Here is a 14,593-nt window from a genome sequence, read left to right on the forward strand (position 1 = left end):
TGCTCGGTTGTTGAGCGTTTTTTTAGCGATTACTGCTTTAAAAACCGGCGTCGAATTGCGAATCCTGAATTCTTTAGCGCTTCAAGCTTTGTATTTATATTCACAAGGCAATGGCTTCGGCACTCTTTTGTTGACGCATAGTGCCCATGTGTCTAATGTATGAATCAACCATCCTTTTTAGTTATATCTATTATGGCCACTGAGCGTACATCGGACAAAATTATCAAGATCACGCAGGAGCTCATTCAGACTCGTGGCTACAGCGCTATTAGTTTTGATGATATTGCTGTGCGCGTGGGTATAAAAAAGCCAAGCATTGTTCATCATTTTGCTAACAAGAGCGAGCTTGCGGCGGCGGTTGTCGATAATTATCGCTCGATGTTTTTGGGATTACTTGCACAATCGGCTAATTCTGAAAGTGCTGCTCGTAATTTAGAGGTTTACTTTCAACCTTATCTACAGTTTGGTGAAAGCGGTAACTTAATTTGCTTGTGTGGTGCATTAGCTGGGGAGTTTTCTGCACTGCCGGAATCTGTTCAGTTGCAAGTCAGTGGATTTTTTCAGGAACAACGCAATTGGATTTGTCAGCAAATATCCTTAGGTATTAACAACAACGAATTTGCTACAGGTTTAGATGCAAATGCCACGGCAACATGGGTACTGAGTTGTTTGCAAGGTGCGCTATTGGTTAGACGTGCCGGTGGAATAACAACGTGTGTGGAAGATGCTGTATTAACGATTAAAAACTATTTACGAATTAGTTAATGTAGTGATTCTGGGTTTCGAAATCAGCCACTGTTATAGAGCGACTTCAGGGTGATTTTAGTCGCAAAAGGGTTAATTTTTCTTCCAAATATAGGAAGTTTCCAACATAAAAAAACGGCCTCGTACAGTGAGGCCGTTTTAGATTGCGATTCTGTTGTTTTAACAATGTCGGTTTTAAAAATATCCGTGTTAAAAATATCTGATTAGAATTTGTAGCCAGCAGAAATTGTCCAAACGTAAGGATCAATATCGATATCGGAGCTGATGACGGTACCATCATCAAAAGTAATCTCTGCTTCGGTTTCGATATTAATGTAGCGCACAGAAGCATTTACTAACCATTTGTCATTAATGTGGTAGTCAAAACCAACTTGCAACGCAAGACCAACAGAATCGTCTAGCTCTACATCACCGCCGGTTAAGCCCGCAATAGCTTCCAGTGCAGTCGCTGCTTCAGAATCAATGTCTTCATCGAAGAAAATAGTGTAGTTGATACCAGCACCAACATAAGGCTCAAACGCACCTAGACCGTCGAAGTGATAAACCAAACTTAAAGTAGGTGGTAATTGTTTTGCTTCAGCAACGCTGATACCTGACAATTCGCCTTCGCCGTTAGCATCGTGAGTGAAGGGAGTTGATGCCAGTAACTCAAGACCTAGGTTTTTGCTGAAGAAATACTCCAAGGTCAAACCGAGTTGCGTATCGTCTTCAACGCTAAGTTCAGAAGTGCCACCACTCAATGATAGAGTTTGACCGTTGATAGCAACATTATCGCTAGAGTCATCCGGATCAACAGTGGTAATACCAGCGCGAAATACGATATCTCCTGCTTCGTATGAGAAAGCTAAAGGAGACAACATCAAAGCAGAAAGTGCGGCGGTACAGGTTAAAAGTTTGGATGCTTTTCTCATTGGGGTATTCTCTTGTTCGTTTCTAATTGGCTGCGAGATTAAAGGAAAACGTCTAGCTATTTTTGATTTAAATTAATTTTTGATTTTATGAGTTGCTTAAAACAGCTTCTTTTTCGAGTAAATTACGAATTAAATTTATGCAATTAATGTAGATCAAATTTTCGGTACTAAACTGTGTGCCCGTTATACGGTTTCTGTATGTAAGGATTTGTTAATGTAAGCTGGTGTTTTAATTTCTTCTTAAAAACCGTCGTTCGGGTTTTGAATATTGAGTTTTATCGAAGCAGTCATTCCTATGTATCGCTTGTCGCTTTGCTATTCCCAGACCTGTATCCATAGAGCCAGAGCTCTTAAAATTAAAAGCCTCGCAATTTCATTACCGATAAGTTGTTGAAAAAGCCAGAGCCCAGCAAGTTGAATTTTCTTTGCTCGATTTTTGAGTAAATCAACTTAGCTAAATCGTTGGTGCTTTAATCAGAAATGACTTAATTAGAGGCTCTAATGGTTTTTAATTGTAGAACGTATTTTCAATGCTACTTTAATTAAGACAAAAAAATTAAACATGCATCTTTAAAGTAGGTATTTGTTTTACGAACAAATACCCATAAGAAACTAAGGGAAGCTCTGATTAACTTAGAGTTTCTCGCGACACAAGGATGTGTCGCCAATTTCAAGAACTGTAAGTGATTGAAATGGTGAAGAAATTGGAAATCACATTTTCAATTTCTTCCCTCTGATTAAATCATGGATGAGTTAATCAGAGGTTCTTAAGGTTAATAGACGTATTTTTTTAAAACCAAAATTAGAGGCTGTTAAATCACGAAGCTTTAATTAAAGATTCTCATACCGAGAACGTCATGCTTTAACAGCAAACTTTCAAGTCGTCGGATGGTCTTTTATGCAGTTTTGGTTGCTGGCAAGAGAGATAGCCAATTGTTGTAAATTGTATTGTTTACTTGTCAGTATTTTTGTTAATTCATAAAGCTAACAGCTCAGTGATTTCATTGAGCTTATAATGAGGAAGCGCTATGCAGTTTTTACATACCATGATTCGTGTGTCTAACCTTGACACGTCTTTAGATTTTTTCTGCAACAAACTGGGCCTTGTTGAAGTTCGCCGAATGCAAAGTGAACGCGGACGATTCACGCTCGTTTACTTGTCTGCACCTAATGATCTTGAGTCTGCAAAAAACACCGACGCTCCTTTACTTGAGTTGACCTATAACTGGGACCCTGAAGTGTATGGTGAAGGTAGAAATTTCGGTCATGTTGCCTATCGTGTGGAAAATATTTACGAGTTTTGTCAGAAACTGCTGGATAACGGCATAACAATTAATCGTCCACCCCGAGATGGCCACATGGCATTTATTCGCTCGCCCGATAATATTTCTATCGAACTATTGCAAAAAGGCGAGCCTCTAGAGGTTCAAGAGCCTTGGGCGTCTATGGAAAATATTGGTCATTGGTAATCAATATTATTTTCGATGTTTATTTTAATCTCTAAATTTAAGGTGTTGGTCGCATTTTTGCTGACTACCTTGAATAATAATCAAAGCCGCTCTTCTGTTTGTGTTTTAATTGCGTTTAATTGTCTGTACATAAACTTTCAGGAACGTCAAATAAGTTTTTTATGATTAGATGACTTGGGCAATTTCTACGGCAGGTTATTTAGCTATAAGGAAATGTCATTAATTTGATTATTAAATTTTATGTTGGTGAGTTTGACGAAATTAGACGGTTTTGCTGGTTGCGCTAGTGAGCAAGTTTAATAAATTTGTAATTTAAAATTGCTCCGGTTTTCGAAGTATCACTCTATTTCGAGTATAGGCAACTCTGATTAACCCAGAGTTGCCAACGGCACAAGGATGTGTCGCCAATTTCAAGAAAGGTAAGTGGTTGAAATTGTGAAGAAATTAGAAATCGTATTTTCAATTTCGCTCCTGTGATTAATTCATGGATGAGTTGGTCAGAGTGTCCTATAAAAGAGTGTCCTATAAAAGAATGTCCTATAAATTAGTGTCCAAGTTTTGTGTAGGATTATGCAAAAGATTGGACTCTGGATTACATCTTAGATTGAACTTTGTGCAGATTTTTAAAGAGTGAGGTCATGCAGAGCGATTCGCTACTTAAAGTGTTTCGTTTTATATGCTGTGGCTTATATCTGGCTCATATAGGGTTTTAGCTACTTTGGTTTTTAATTCGAAAATTAAATTACTAGCTGGTATTTTTTTGAGAGTCTTTGACGGTGTCAGTCGACAATTAAAATTCCGAAAATGTTTTTGCTCGGTTGGAGTTTTGGCGAATAGTTATATCGACCTGTCAATAATTTAAGGTATTAATGAAAAAATATGCTCTGCATCACATTTTGAGCTTTGTGTCAGGGGATTTGTAAAAATTTTTTCTATAACTTTGAATTAAGGTAATCAAAATATATTGTTGTAATTCCAATTGGTTAGTATCTGTTACGATAAAACCATTTCTCGGTTTATAGACTAGAATGGCAATGTGTTGTGCCTGAGAGTGTTAAGCCAAAAGAAATTACGGTAGGCGAGCTTGATTACCAAGCTGTGGATGATCATCTAAAAAGGAATTTGTTTGATTTATCACGGTTATCCATCTGAGATTACTTTTTGCGGTAATTCTGAAGGTTTATCTCGGTAGTCGACGAATACGTTTATATCAACAATGCGCGTTGCGCCTAACTAAGTGATGTGATGAAGAGAACTATTCAGTTGCTCGGCTTTAACAAAAACGACGAAATGGTTTTTACAAGCCTCCTTTCGTTACTTTCCAATAAAACTGAACATCAATGGGATGTCGTGCCCGTTCGTTCGGTTCCTGCCGAAGTTTTAATCGTTGATGTAGATTCTATTGAAGGTGCGCAGTTTATTAAAAATCAAACTGCCTCTAGGCAAAAGATCATACACTTCGGCCATTTTGATGGGATTGGCGGTTTGGAGCTTCGTCTGAACAAGCCAATGCGCGCCGTCGGTATTCTGAGGTGTTTAGCCGAGGTTTCGAAAAAACCTAATGTCGAGACTCGCAGTGAAACACGAGTCCCGCCGGTAACTGTTGCTTCTCCAGAGCCAATTGGTGTTACAACCGGATACCGATTGAAGCGTTGGCCAGAGCCGTCCATCTTGAAAGAAACGCCAGGAGCGACCCGAATTTGTGCCATTATGCTTAAGCGCGTAGTGTCTGTGGATGAAATTTCGGAGATGGCTGGAATCAACACAGAAAATGTTCATCAGTTCATTACGAATTGTAGTAAGCGCGGGTATTTGGACATTAAACAACGGGTTGCGCAAATGACAACTAAAGTTACTGAGCCGCCTAAGCGTCGAGGTAATCCAATTCTAGAGAAATTGCGCATGAAGTTTGGAGTAAGATCCAGTGTCTGAACTCAAATTGGTCATCACCGGCACGGCGGGTGTTGGCAAGACAACAGCGATCCAATCCTTAAGTGATAGACCACCCATAGCGACCGAGTCTGAGACTACCGATGAATTGTCGGAAATTAAAAGTACAACAACCGTCGCTTTTGATTTTGGAGAAATATACTTAGACGATGGTAATGTCGTGCATGTATACGGCACGCCGGGTCAAGAGCGATTTAGGCACATGTGGGAAATTGTCGCCGAAGGGGCGATTGGTTTTATTATTCTGGTAGATTCTTCTCGCGACGATCCTGTTGCTGATTTGAAAATGTACATTGATAATTTCAAGACGTTTATTGATGAAACCAGCGCCGTTATTGGTGTAACCCGCATAAACGAATTCAATGGTCAGTGCATTGAAGATTTGTACTGTTTTTTAGAGAAAGAAGCGCTATTTTACCCGATTATGGCGGTGGACCCGCGAGATAAGTCGGATATGAGTCAGCTCATGCTATCATTGCTGGCTATGTTGGAATATGGGTGAAATATGACCGATAAAAAACAGATCGTTATCAAAAAGCAAGTAGTTGATGATAGTTTGGCTAATTTGCTAGAGACCAGTAAGGGTATTTACGCTGCGTTGCTTTCAAGCACAGACGGCCACGCTTTAGCAAAGAAAGCTGTGGATGAGCTGTCAGATGCACGACTTGCGGCGATGACTAGCTCTTGTTTAGCATTGGGTGAAAAAATTGCCATCGAGGCTCAGCAGGTGGGATGTAATTTTGTCATCATCCAAAACACCAATGGTTTTTTGGTTATGCGCCGTGTGGGTAAAAAATTAGTTATTACCACCTTGGCAAATAACAACGTGAATCTAGGGATGGTAATTTCGGCAACCAATGTTGCTGCTGAAAACCTCGAAAAAGAAATTAGAGTTTAAAATAACCCTAATTTTGGTAAATTTAAGGATATTGATTTCGCTAAAACTGGAATCAATTGTAAATTGAACTAAAATTAAACAAATAATTTACGGCAGATGCCGAATTGATGCGGATTGCTTCGCGTCGACTGGAGATTATAGCTATGAGTAAACTGGATACTGCTTGTCAACAATTGGTTGCCGATGTAAGTGATGCGCTTGGTGCCGCAATTGTCGATCTTTCTTCTGGTTTGTTGTTGGCAGCTCACCACAACGTTCCTTACTTCACCCAAAGTTATTTAGATGCGGTTGCGGCAGCGGCAGTAGATATGTTTCGTGGTAAGAATGTAAGCACGGTAGAAACCCTGCTTTCAAACCAGCGCGGTACAGCTGTTACCAATTCCATTAAAGAAGTACAAATGAGTACCGATCACACTTACCATTTCATGAGTATTGTTCCTGGTAAGGAAAACTGTTTAATGGTTTTGATTACTGGTCGTAAAGCAAACTTGGGTATGGGTTGGTCTGCACTTCGCACCGCTTTACCGGTTGTATCTCCTCTTTGCCCGTAATGCAGATCTGGTAATTTCCAAATTACCATAGCTCTAAGTTGCTTTTATTCGGGTTCGTGAGTGCTATTACCGTTTTGGGGTAATATATTTTATGGTTCACGAGAGCTGCAACTAACGATTAAGCCTGTAGTTTGCTACAGGCTTTTTTATTGCCTCAAATTTTTGATTTCTTTAATTTGGCAACAATGATCACGGTTATAAAATCTCTTTGCTATTAAAATACCTTATAGAATTTAAGGGATATTCAGTAGTCCACTAATAATAATTTATAACTCTACGACTCGTGTATTTAGGGAAATATTTATGACTGTTCTTCTGGAATCATTGTCTGGCGAGCGATTTTTTTCTGAAGCAGATATTTTCAGTGCGTTTAAAAACCCAGTCATCTTAAAAAGTAATGCCGAATTTACTGGGCGTCCAGCTACGCATCTATTTGTTGGCGATGGCTGTATTGTGAAATTGCGAACAGATTTTGTATTTCGCGATGTGGATGTGTTACGTAAGGCGCAATCGGCCAAAGATCATGAGCTGAAATTATCGGTACATCATCCCAGCAAAACTTGGTTTTATACGACCCTTAATGATGAATTGGTGGTTGGGAGTATTACCCAGCAATTAAAACCCCTGCACACACTGATTCCAGCGTTGCTGCCTAAAGATTGGCGAGCCGTTAGTGCAATTTTTAAAGCATTTTTTTTGCTGTATTTTTCTACGGCTCGCGATTTTGATAGCCGCTTGGACGAAGGGCTTTCTAATTTTGGCTTAGATGAAAATAATCGCTTATTTTATGTTGATGATGACGTTTATAAGTGGGATCAGTTTACAAGTTTTATTAATCTTTATGTGGTTTGGATTCGGCAGTTAAATTTTCCCAATCCTGAGTTTTGGGGTGAAGTTACCGATCATCTGGTCTCGTCGTTGATGACAGTTTATAACTCAGCCCATATGGTGCAGGTTGTTTATTCTCAGTTTAGAAGTTTGACGGCAATTAATGAATTAGAAAAACTTTGTTTAGAAACTACGTTAAATCATCTCAGTGCTGGTGTAAAAGCATCGATTCATCGAATTACCCCGAATGTCGCTTCTGTTCCGTCTAATGACACAACCCCATCAGCCAATTCTCAGAAAAAATCGGTATCGGAAACATCAGAAGCTGTACCGATTACTAACGTGCAGGTTGCAAAACACTATGACGGCCAAACTTCGCCTTTATCCCGTTTAGCTGTTTTAGATGCGCCTAAATTTGCCATTCTGGCCGATATTCATGCTAATGCCTCGGCTCTTGAAAAAGTCTTAGCTGAGCTAAAAGCGAAAAATATTAATCAGATTTTAATTTTGGGGGATTTAGTTGGTTACGGGCCACACCCAAATGAATGCCTAGATATCCTCTCTCAGTTGGATTGCGTGTCAATCAAAGGTAATCATGATTATGGTGCTGCCACAGGGGATTTTTCTCGCGGCTTTTCTAATTTAGCGCTGTGGTCGATCAAATGGACCCATGAAGCTATAGATGCAACACGTCGCCAGTGGTTGAATCTTTTAGAACCGGTTTTTTATCAAGATTCTTGGATGGCGGTTCATGGTGCTCCAATCGATAAATACTTTTTTTATGCGTATGTTTATCAAATGACGTATCAAACCAACTTAGATTGGCTGAAAGAACGCAATTTGGATTTCGCCTTTCACGGTCACAGTCATATTCAAGCTAATTTCGCTCATTCTAATCAATCTGGACTCGGCAAGGTCACAGGTAGAGAGCAGCGTTTGCAGGATTTTCAACAAGCGTTGTTGTGTCCGGGATCTGTTGGTCAACCTCGGGGTGGTGATGTTAGAGCGGAATATGCCATCTATGATCAGCAACATAAAATCATTGAATTCTGCTCCACCGATTACGATATTGAACGCACGGTTTCAGATATGCGTAGACTGAATTTCCCCTCGGCTCTTTATGAGCGGCTAATGCAAGGTAAATAAACGTTATTAGCATTAATTTTTGAAACCGTAAGACTAAGTTAAAAAAAGTCTTAAAGTTGTGTTTTTATGAGGCGGAAACATTTTGCCGCCTATTGCCGCTTGATCTAAAATTAACCTACAGAAACCTCCGATTAACCCATCCATGATTTGATCAGAGGACAGAAATTGACAGTGCGACTTCCAATTTCTTCACAATTTCAATGACTTGCCGTTTTTGAAATTGGCGACACTTGCTTGTGTTGCTGGAAACTCTAGGTTAATCAGCGTTTCCTATAAAAAACTACGTGCTGCTTTGTGTCGTTGATGAACACTCACAAAGTGATTAATAAATCTTAGGATTAATATTGGTTACGCTATGTTTGAACCCGGTAATCTTTCTCGTCCCATAAGCACATTGCGTGAAGTAAACCCGCAGCGAGTCAGCGGTGACGCAATTTCGGCTGCATCGAGAGGCTTTCGTTCGTCCTCCGAAGACCTGCAAGCCAATGCTCAAACCATCGCTCGTGCTAATACAACGTTTTCTGTGGTTCCGCCCACTTCCGAGCTCGATTTCGCTCGACAAGATCGTCCTGTTACCGAAACGGATATCAACCAAGCTCTAATTGAGCAGCGGCAAAATCAGCAAGTGTTCAATGCTTCTGCGGAGGTAATTTCTGTCGCTAATGAAAATACGGGCCGATTTATCGATATTGTTGCCTAGTGAGAGCACTTTCGGGTTCAGATTCGGTTTGTTTTAATAAAAAAGGGGATCTCCAATTATTTGAGCATCGTTTGTTGTAGGTGGTTGTTATGAATATTCAGCCTGCCAATCCCGTTATTTTTGGATCATCAAATCTACAGAATTCCTCGATCCAGCCCTTATCTCAAGTTCCAGAAGTGGCAACTGACAGTACCACTCTTGCTCCTATCCAGCAGCCTGCACTGACTAATAGAAACTCCCTGCAACCGGATCGTAGTAATGCCAATGTTCGTGGCAGAATTTCAGAGAGAAGCGATACGGGTTCAACGAGTCCGTCTGAATTATCGACGTCTGAAACTTCCGATGATGAACTTGAAACCGAGACCAGTGACGAAAGTGGTGAGTTCAGCAGTGTTCGATTTACCGAACAAGAGTTGGCCACACTGAGAAAACTTAAGGCCCGAGATTTAGAAGTAAGAACTCATGAGCAGGCCCATCAAGCCGTTGGTGGCAGATACGCCAGCGCTCCAACTTACGAGTACGAACGCGGCCCGGACGGGACCAATTATGCAGTTTCTGGAGAGGTAGCTATTCAATTGCCGAATCAGTCTGCCAGCGCTCAAGAGGTCATTCGTCAAGCTGACCAAGTTATTCGAGCGGCCTTAGCGCCTGCGGAGCCTTCTGCGCAAGATCGACAGGTCGCGGCTCAAGCTACGCAAGCTAAAGTGGAAGCAACTCAGCGACTGCAAGAAGAGCAGCAGCAACAGCAGGGCAATGATTCGACTGCCCAATCATCCAGTTCGCAGAGCGAGCGCGCTATCGAGCGATTTGTTGAAAACTCAGGTTTTGATGAAATCGCAATCGGTGAAATCATCTCAGCAGTAGCCTAGTGATCTCTGATTACCGGCAGATATGGCACCTCTGAATCGTACCCAAGAAAAGCATATTTCTTTATACCGGCTTACGATCCACTGTTAAAAACGTGTTTTCTTGGTATAAAGGTCAAGATTTTTCTTGGTTACTCTTCCCACACCCATCTCAATGGTTGTCCAAAATCGTCTTTGATTAAAATCTTTTTGGCACGACGTATTTTCTTAGTGGGCGGCTTGATCGGTTTTTTACGACTTTCAATGGCGGCAATTTCGTCGTTGACCATGGTTCGTGCTTCTGGTGGTTTTGAGCTGGACATAGATTTGAAGGGATTTACCCCAAAAAACTGGCCAGACTCTCCTTGCGCATGTTCTTTAACTTCTCCACCAGCACTGATGTATTGGCTGATTTGCTGTTCTATTTCAGCTCTTATTTCAGATTTGGTTTTTGGTTTTTCCTTCATAGGCTCAGTTCAATGCACAAGCTTTGGGGCGGTTAAGGGTGATTGTTGTAACTTAAGATTAGCTGGAGCTGATTGGTTCAGCATAGTGTTGCTTGGTGCTTAAGTGTATCTCCTTAGCTGAAAAATCTACTAGTATCAAGTGCCATATTTTTGTCAGTTTCTTTTTTGATCAGCGAGTTTAAAGACTGCTGTAAAAGCTCATTAGGCAATTTATCCACAAATTACACTCAGCATTACTCACAAATTTGGTTGAAAACTTTCTGCAAATTTTTCATTTTCGCGATCTTTGACAAACTTTTGTAGGTGGTCTACGAAATTGACTGTCAAAAAAGCTACATATTTAACGTATTGTTTTTAAAGAATATGTTTTTATTTTTAAGCATATTGTAATAACTTGATCAACGCGACAAGTTTGATTTTTAAGCTCATGTATCAGTTTTATGCCGAGGTTTTCCACAGTTTAGAAGATTTGTACGACAAGTCTTTCAAATCAGGCTGTGAATAAAGTGTTGATTAATCTTTCGAGAATTATTGTCAAGCGAATATGTTGATATTTCATAGAAATCCGTTGCTATTTCAGGCTTAAGGAAAGCACATTTCTATAACATGTGCCGAGTGGCAAATGTTTATTTGATGGTTGATTCGGTATTCTTCGATTTAAAGTTTTGATACTGCGTATTTTCTTTGGGGGCGTTATGAGGTTTTCGATTAGTCGTTTTGTGCTACCTGCATTGGTGTTATCAATGTGCTCTGAGCTTGTGAATGCGCAGGCGATAACGCATTGGTATTTTGGAGCGTCGGTTGCAAAGACCTCTTATGATCTTGATGCGAGCGATTTTTCAAGAGGTTTTTCGGGCGGTGAAGAGACTTTTCAGTTTGTTGGTGAAGACCAAGACGATACGGCTTTTCAGATAGTTTATGGGTATCAATTCAGTCGATACTTAGCGTTTGAAGGTTCTCTCTTTGATTATGGTGAATACGATCGCGAGGGCAGTACGGTATTCTCTGACGTTGTGGTGGTGGATTTTCTAGGCAACACCACAACCGTTGACGGGACTGGAACGGTGCAGGCATCCATTAAGCACCGGGGTTTTGCGGCCGCTGCTTTGGGAATTTGGCCGATTTCCCAGAATTTTTCCTTAAAAGGTAAATTAGGAGTGAGTTTTATTTCCTCCGATGTTGATGTTTCGACAACTTTTAACGTGCCAGCATTCACATTGGGTGGTGTTGATTTCCCAGCGACTGTAATTGTTGGCAGAGAAGAGCCGGATGATTCTCAAGTAGCTCTGAACTTAGGTATTGAGGCTGAATATCGCTGGAATAAAGATTGGAGTGTTACAGCCTTTTTTGAACGTAACTTAGATGTTGAAGCGGATTTCGTTTCTGAAGATACCGACCTGGATTTGGTGGGTATTAAGCTTTTGTATCATTACTAGCTTTTGTGCCGCTACTGATTAACAAAGGTTTTCCAGAACGCAGCCAAAATAGGATGTGTTAAGCGTTTATTTAACGCGAAGACTCCGACATCAAATTGCCCGATGGGCGATGGTGTCGGAATTTTCTTAACTTGTTCTCGCAGGGGGCTGTTCTCTAAAACAATCTCAGGGACAATACCTGTCCCAAATCCTAATGCAACCATACTCACTATTGCTTCATTTCCTGCTACCTGCGCATAGATTTTGGGCTTGATTTGCATTTCCCTAAACCATGCGTCGCTGGTTTCACGGGCGAGCCCTTCCATCGACAAGATCATAGGAGTTTTTTGCCAATTAAAATCGCCGTCAATGCCTCTCTCACGACCATCATCATTGCGGGAAATGGCCACCAGTGGGGTGGTTTGAATTTTTTTAAACTGTATTCCCGTTGGTAGATTTTTGGGGCACGCGGCAATAGCGATATCTTCTTGTTCGGACCTGATTCTGGCAATTCCTTGAGCGGGATCACCGGTATTGAGCTTGATTTCGACCCCTTGATGCTCCTGGCGAAACCCCTGCAAAATTTCGTACAAAAAACTATAACTTGCCGTTACCGAACAAAAAACCTTGAGCTCACCCACCAACTTTGACTGCTGATCGAGTAAGTTTTCTTTGACGGTATGCCAATCATTTAAAGCCGTGCGAGCGTATTTCTGAAAAAGTTGACCTTCCGGTGTGAGTGAGACACTGCGTTTATCTCGTAAAAATAATTGTACGCCGAGAGAATCTTCCAGTGCTTTGATGCTTCTACTTAATGCTGAAGGACTTAAATGGCAAATTTCGGAGGCTCGCGCAAAGTGTAAGCATTCACTTAGCGTTAAAAAATGACTCAGTGTTCTGGTATCCATAAATGAACGCCTTGTGTGCGGAAGATCTGAATAAATTCTTATAGTGCAGAAAACGCAATATTGAACTGATAATAATTCATTTCCTGCAACAGATTCTAGAGGCTACACTGTGCGGGTTATTTACAGTTTTATCGGTTGTTGCGTTGAGGCAACAACTCAGTCTTATTATTTCGGATTTTTACCATGCAAATTTATTACGACAAAGATTGTGACCTTTCCATTATCCAAGGTAAAAAAGTAGCCATCATTGGTTACGGCTCACAAGGCCATGCTCATGCTTGCAACCTAAAGGATTCAGGCGTTGATGTAACAGTAGGTCTTCGTTCTAACTCTTCTTCCGTTGCTAAAGCAAAAGCTCATGGTTTAAAAGTAGCGGAAGTAGAAACCGCAGTAGCTGGTGCTGATCTGGTTATGATTCTAACCCCTGATGAGTTCCAAGGCGCTTTGTACAAAGACGTGATCGAGCCAAATATCAAACAGGGCGCTACCATGGCATTTGCTCATGGCTTCGCGATTCACTACAACCAAGTAGTTCCTCGTGCTGATCTTGACGTCATTATGATTGCGCCAAAAGCGCCGGGTCACACGGTTCGCAATGAATACGCAAATGGCGGTGGTATTCCAGATCTTATCGCCGTATTCCAAGACGCTTCTGGTCGTGCACGTGAATTGGCGCTTTCTTACGCCTCTGCTATTGGCGGTGGTCGTACTGGTATCATCGAAACTACCTTCAAAGACGAAACCGAAACCGATTTGTTTGGTGAGCAAGCGGTTCTTTGCGGTGGTTGTGTCGAGTTGGTTAAGGCAGGCTTCGAGACATTGGTTGAAGCGGGTTACGCTCCAGAAATGGCATACTTCGAGTGTTTACACGAATTGAAATTGATTGTTGATTTGATGTACGAAGGCGGTATCGCCGACATGAACTACTCAATTTCAAATAACGCAGAGTACGGCGAATATGTAACTGGCGAAGAAGTGATCAACGATCAATCTCGCGCTGCTATGCGCAAAGCTCTAAAACGTATCCAAAGTGGTGAATATGCAAAAATGTTCATTGCAGAAGGTGCTGCCAACTACCCGTCTATGACTGCTCGCCGTCGTAATAATGCGGCTCACGGTATCGAAGTCGTTGGTGAAAAATTGCGCTCTATGATGCCTTGGATCACTTCTAAGAAGATCATCGATAAGAGCAAAAACTAAGTTATTTGTCTTTACTACTCAAAAACAGATTGGTTTTTGTTGTAAAAATGAATAAAAAAAGCGCGGCCTTGGTCGCGCTTTTTATTTTATGTCCCTAATGAAAACGCTATCATCTTCGCCTCAATTTTCTCTATGGACAATTTTGGTGACGCAAGAACAAACCCCTCAAGACAGCCCAATATCCAATGCTCAAGAAAAAGGTTCGGAGCAATCAACTCAATCAGTTGATTTGGAATCGCGAATTCCAGTTGATGAGCATATCGAAGAAGTTCAGGTTGACGGTGTAAAAGTTCGTCACCGAGGCGTATACCTACTGCCTAATTTATTTACCACGGGCGCGTTGTTTAGTGGTTTTTACGCAATAATTGCAGCCACCCAGCAACAATTTGAAGCTTCTGCGATTGCTATATTTGTGGCAATGTTGCTCGATGGCTTAGATGGACGTATTGCTAGGCTTACCAACACGACCAGTGATTTTGGTGTGCAGTACGACTCTATGTCGGATCTCGTTTCCTTTGGTGTTGCACCGGCGATGATCGC

The 14,593-nt window shown here is 41.1% G+C and carries 15 protein-coding genes (1 of these 15 cut by a window edge); 12 read left to right on the forward strand and 3 right to left on the reverse strand.

The window, feature by feature from the left end:
* The first annotated feature begins 159 nt into the window (after positions 1 to 159).
* Positions 160 to 765: a TetR/AcrR family transcriptional regulator gene (locus tag ACYQ2C_RS03245; RefSeq protein WP_460102101.1), complete on the forward strand. Its 606-nt coding sequence runs from the start codon at positions 160 to 162 to the stop codon at positions 763 to 765.
* A gap of 203 nt (positions 766 to 968) precedes the next feature.
* Here the strand turns inward: ACYQ2C_RS03245 and ACYQ2C_RS03250 are convergent, their stop codons facing one another.
* A complete protein-coding gene (locus tag ACYQ2C_RS03250) occupies positions 969 to 1,676 on the reverse strand; it encodes an OmpW/AlkL family protein (RefSeq protein WP_460049926.1) in 708 nt (235 codons plus the stop codon).
* Between the two features lie 1,028 nt (positions 1,677 to 2,704).
* Between ACYQ2C_RS03250 and ACYQ2C_RS03255 the strand changes: the two genes are divergently transcribed.
* The 8 genes from ACYQ2C_RS03255 (at position 2,705) to ACYQ2C_RS03290 (ending at position 10,087) form a co-directional block, all read left to right on the forward strand.
* The gene (locus ACYQ2C_RS03255) at positions 2,705 to 3,145 is read left to right on the forward strand and encodes a VOC family protein (protein WP_460102097.1); all 441 of its coding nucleotides are present in this window, start codon (positions 2,705 to 2,707) and stop codon (positions 3,143 to 3,145) included.
* A gap of 1,245 nt (positions 3,146 to 4,390) precedes the next feature.
* The gene (locus ACYQ2C_RS03260) at positions 4,391 to 5,077 is read left to right on the forward strand and encodes a hypothetical protein (RefSeq protein ID WP_460115633.1); all 687 of its coding nucleotides are present in this window, start codon (positions 4,391 to 4,393) and stop codon (positions 5,075 to 5,077) included.
* Positions 5,070 to 5,597, forward strand: coding sequence for a GTP-binding protein (locus tag ACYQ2C_RS03265; protein WP_460049920.1), 528 nt, complete (start codon positions 5,070 to 5,072; stop codon positions 5,595 to 5,597). The genes ACYQ2C_RS03260 and ACYQ2C_RS03265 overlap by 8 nt, the downstream gene beginning before the upstream one ends.
* A gap of 3 nt (positions 5,598 to 5,600) precedes the next feature.
* Positions 5,601 to 5,993 carry a roadblock/LC7 domain-containing protein gene (locus ACYQ2C_RS03270; protein WP_460049918.1) on the forward strand — a complete coding sequence of 131 codons (393 nt, stop codon included), beginning with the start codon at positions 5,601 to 5,603 and terminating at the stop codon, positions 5,991 to 5,993.
* Positions 5,994 to 6,136: 143 nt separating this feature from the next.
* The gene (locus tag ACYQ2C_RS03275) at positions 6,137 to 6,544 is read left to right on the forward strand and encodes a roadblock/LC7 domain-containing protein (RefSeq protein ID WP_460049916.1); all 408 of its coding nucleotides are present in this window, start codon (positions 6,137 to 6,139) and stop codon (positions 6,542 to 6,544) included.
* A gap of 303 nt (positions 6,545 to 6,847) precedes the next feature.
* Positions 6,848 to 8,518: a metallophosphoesterase family protein gene (locus ACYQ2C_RS03280; RefSeq protein WP_460104585.1), complete on the forward strand. Its 1,671-nt coding sequence runs from the start codon at positions 6,848 to 6,850 to the stop codon at positions 8,516 to 8,518.
* 355 nt (positions 8,519 to 8,873) lie between these two features.
* Positions 8,874 to 9,218, forward strand: coding sequence for a hypothetical protein (locus tag ACYQ2C_RS03285; RefSeq protein WP_460104584.1), 345 nt, complete (start codon positions 8,874 to 8,876; stop codon positions 9,216 to 9,218).
* 89 nt (positions 9,219 to 9,307) lie between these two features.
* Positions 9,308 to 10,087 carry a putative metalloprotease CJM1_0395 family protein gene (locus tag ACYQ2C_RS03290; RefSeq protein ID WP_460104583.1) on the forward strand — a complete coding sequence of 260 codons (780 nt, stop codon included), beginning with the start codon at positions 9,308 to 9,310 and terminating at the stop codon, positions 10,085 to 10,087.
* Positions 10,088 to 10,215: 128 nt separating this feature from the next.
* On the opposite strand, the gene ACYQ2C_RS03295 is transcribed toward ACYQ2C_RS03290, so the two are convergent.
* Entirely contained in the window at positions 10,216 to 10,530 is a 315-nt protein-coding gene (locus tag ACYQ2C_RS03295; protein ID WP_460049908.1) for a hypothetical protein, read from the reverse strand.
* 695 nt (positions 10,531 to 11,225) lie between these two features.
* On the opposite strand from ACYQ2C_RS03295, the gene ACYQ2C_RS03300 reads away from it, so the two are divergent.
* Positions 11,226 to 11,966, forward strand: a complete 741-nt coding sequence (locus tag ACYQ2C_RS03300) for an outer membrane beta-barrel protein (protein WP_460104581.1) — start codon at positions 11,226 to 11,228, stop codon at positions 11,964 to 11,966.
* Positions 11,967 to 11,977: 11 nt separating this feature from the next.
* Here the strand turns inward: ACYQ2C_RS03300 and ilvY are convergent, their stop codons facing one another.
* On the reverse strand, positions 11,978 to 12,853 hold the full coding sequence (gene ilvY / locus ACYQ2C_RS03305) for an HTH-type transcriptional activator IlvY (protein ID WP_460104580.1): 876 nt from the start codon (positions 12,851 to 12,853) through the stop codon (positions 11,978 to 11,980).
* Positions 12,854 to 13,036: 183 nt separating this feature from the next.
* Here ilvY and ilvC point away from each other — a divergent pair, with 183 nt between their 5' ends.
* Positions 13,037 to 14,053: a ketol-acid reductoisomerase gene (gene ilvC / locus ACYQ2C_RS03310; protein ID WP_460049902.1), complete on the forward strand. Its 1,017-nt coding sequence runs from the start codon at positions 13,037 to 13,039 to the stop codon at positions 14,051 to 14,053.
* Positions 14,054 to 14,198: 145 nt separating this feature from the next.
* A protein-coding gene (gene pssA, locus ACYQ2C_RS03315; RefSeq protein WP_460049900.1) for a CDP-diacylglycerol--serine O-phosphatidyltransferase crosses the window boundary here: on the forward strand, positions 14,199 to 14,593 show its beginning. It continues 460 nt past the right edge of the window; 395 of the gene's 855 nt are visible here — the first part of the coding sequence; it begins with the start codon at positions 14,199 to 14,201; its stop codon lies off the right edge, out of view.

The sequence above is a fragment of the Sessilibacter sp. MAH3 genome, assembly GCF_054658275.1.

Coding starts and splice junctions, on each gene's coding strand:
- ACYQ2C_RS03300 (WP_460104581.1), top strand. CDS start 11,226: ATGAGGTTTTCGATTAGTCGTTTTGTGCTACCTGCATTGGTGTTATCA.
- ACYQ2C_RS03295 (WP_460049908.1), bottom strand. CDS start 10,530: ATGAAGGAAAAACCAAAAACCAAATCTGAAATAAGAGCTGAAATAGAA.
- ACYQ2C_RS03285 (WP_460104584.1), top strand. CDS start 8,874: ATGTTTGAACCCGGTAATCTTTCTCGTCCCATAAGCACATTGCGTGAA.
- ACYQ2C_RS03245 (WP_460102101.1), top strand. CDS start 160: ATGAATCAACCATCCTTTTTAGTTATATCTATTATGGCCACTGAGCGT.
- ACYQ2C_RS03280 (WP_460104585.1), top strand. CDS start 6,848: ATGACTGTTCTTCTGGAATCATTGTCTGGCGAGCGATTTTTTTCTGAA.
- ilvY (WP_460104580.1), bottom strand. CDS start 12,853: ATGGATACCAGAACACTGAGTCATTTTTTAACGCTAAGTGAATGCTTA.
- ilvC (WP_460049902.1), top strand. CDS start 13,037: ATGCAAATTTATTACGACAAAGATTGTGACCTTTCCATTATCCAAGGT.
- ACYQ2C_RS03260 (WP_460115633.1), top strand. CDS start 4,391: ATGAAGAGAACTATTCAGTTGCTCGGCTTTAACAAAAACGACGAAATG.
- ACYQ2C_RS03275 (WP_460049916.1), top strand. CDS start 6,137: ATGAGTAAACTGGATACTGCTTGTCAACAATTGGTTGCCGATGTAAGT.
- ACYQ2C_RS03290 (WP_460104583.1), top strand. CDS start 9,308: ATGAATATTCAGCCTGCCAATCCCGTTATTTTTGGATCATCAAATCTA.
- ACYQ2C_RS03250 (WP_460049926.1), bottom strand. CDS start 1,676: ATGAGAAAAGCATCCAAACTTTTAACCTGTACCGCCGCACTTTCTGCT.
- ACYQ2C_RS03270 (WP_460049918.1), top strand. CDS start 5,601: ATGACCGATAAAAAACAGATCGTTATCAAAAAGCAAGTAGTTGATGAT.
- ACYQ2C_RS03255 (WP_460102097.1), top strand. CDS start 2,705: ATGCAGTTTTTACATACCATGATTCGTGTGTCTAACCTTGACACGTCT.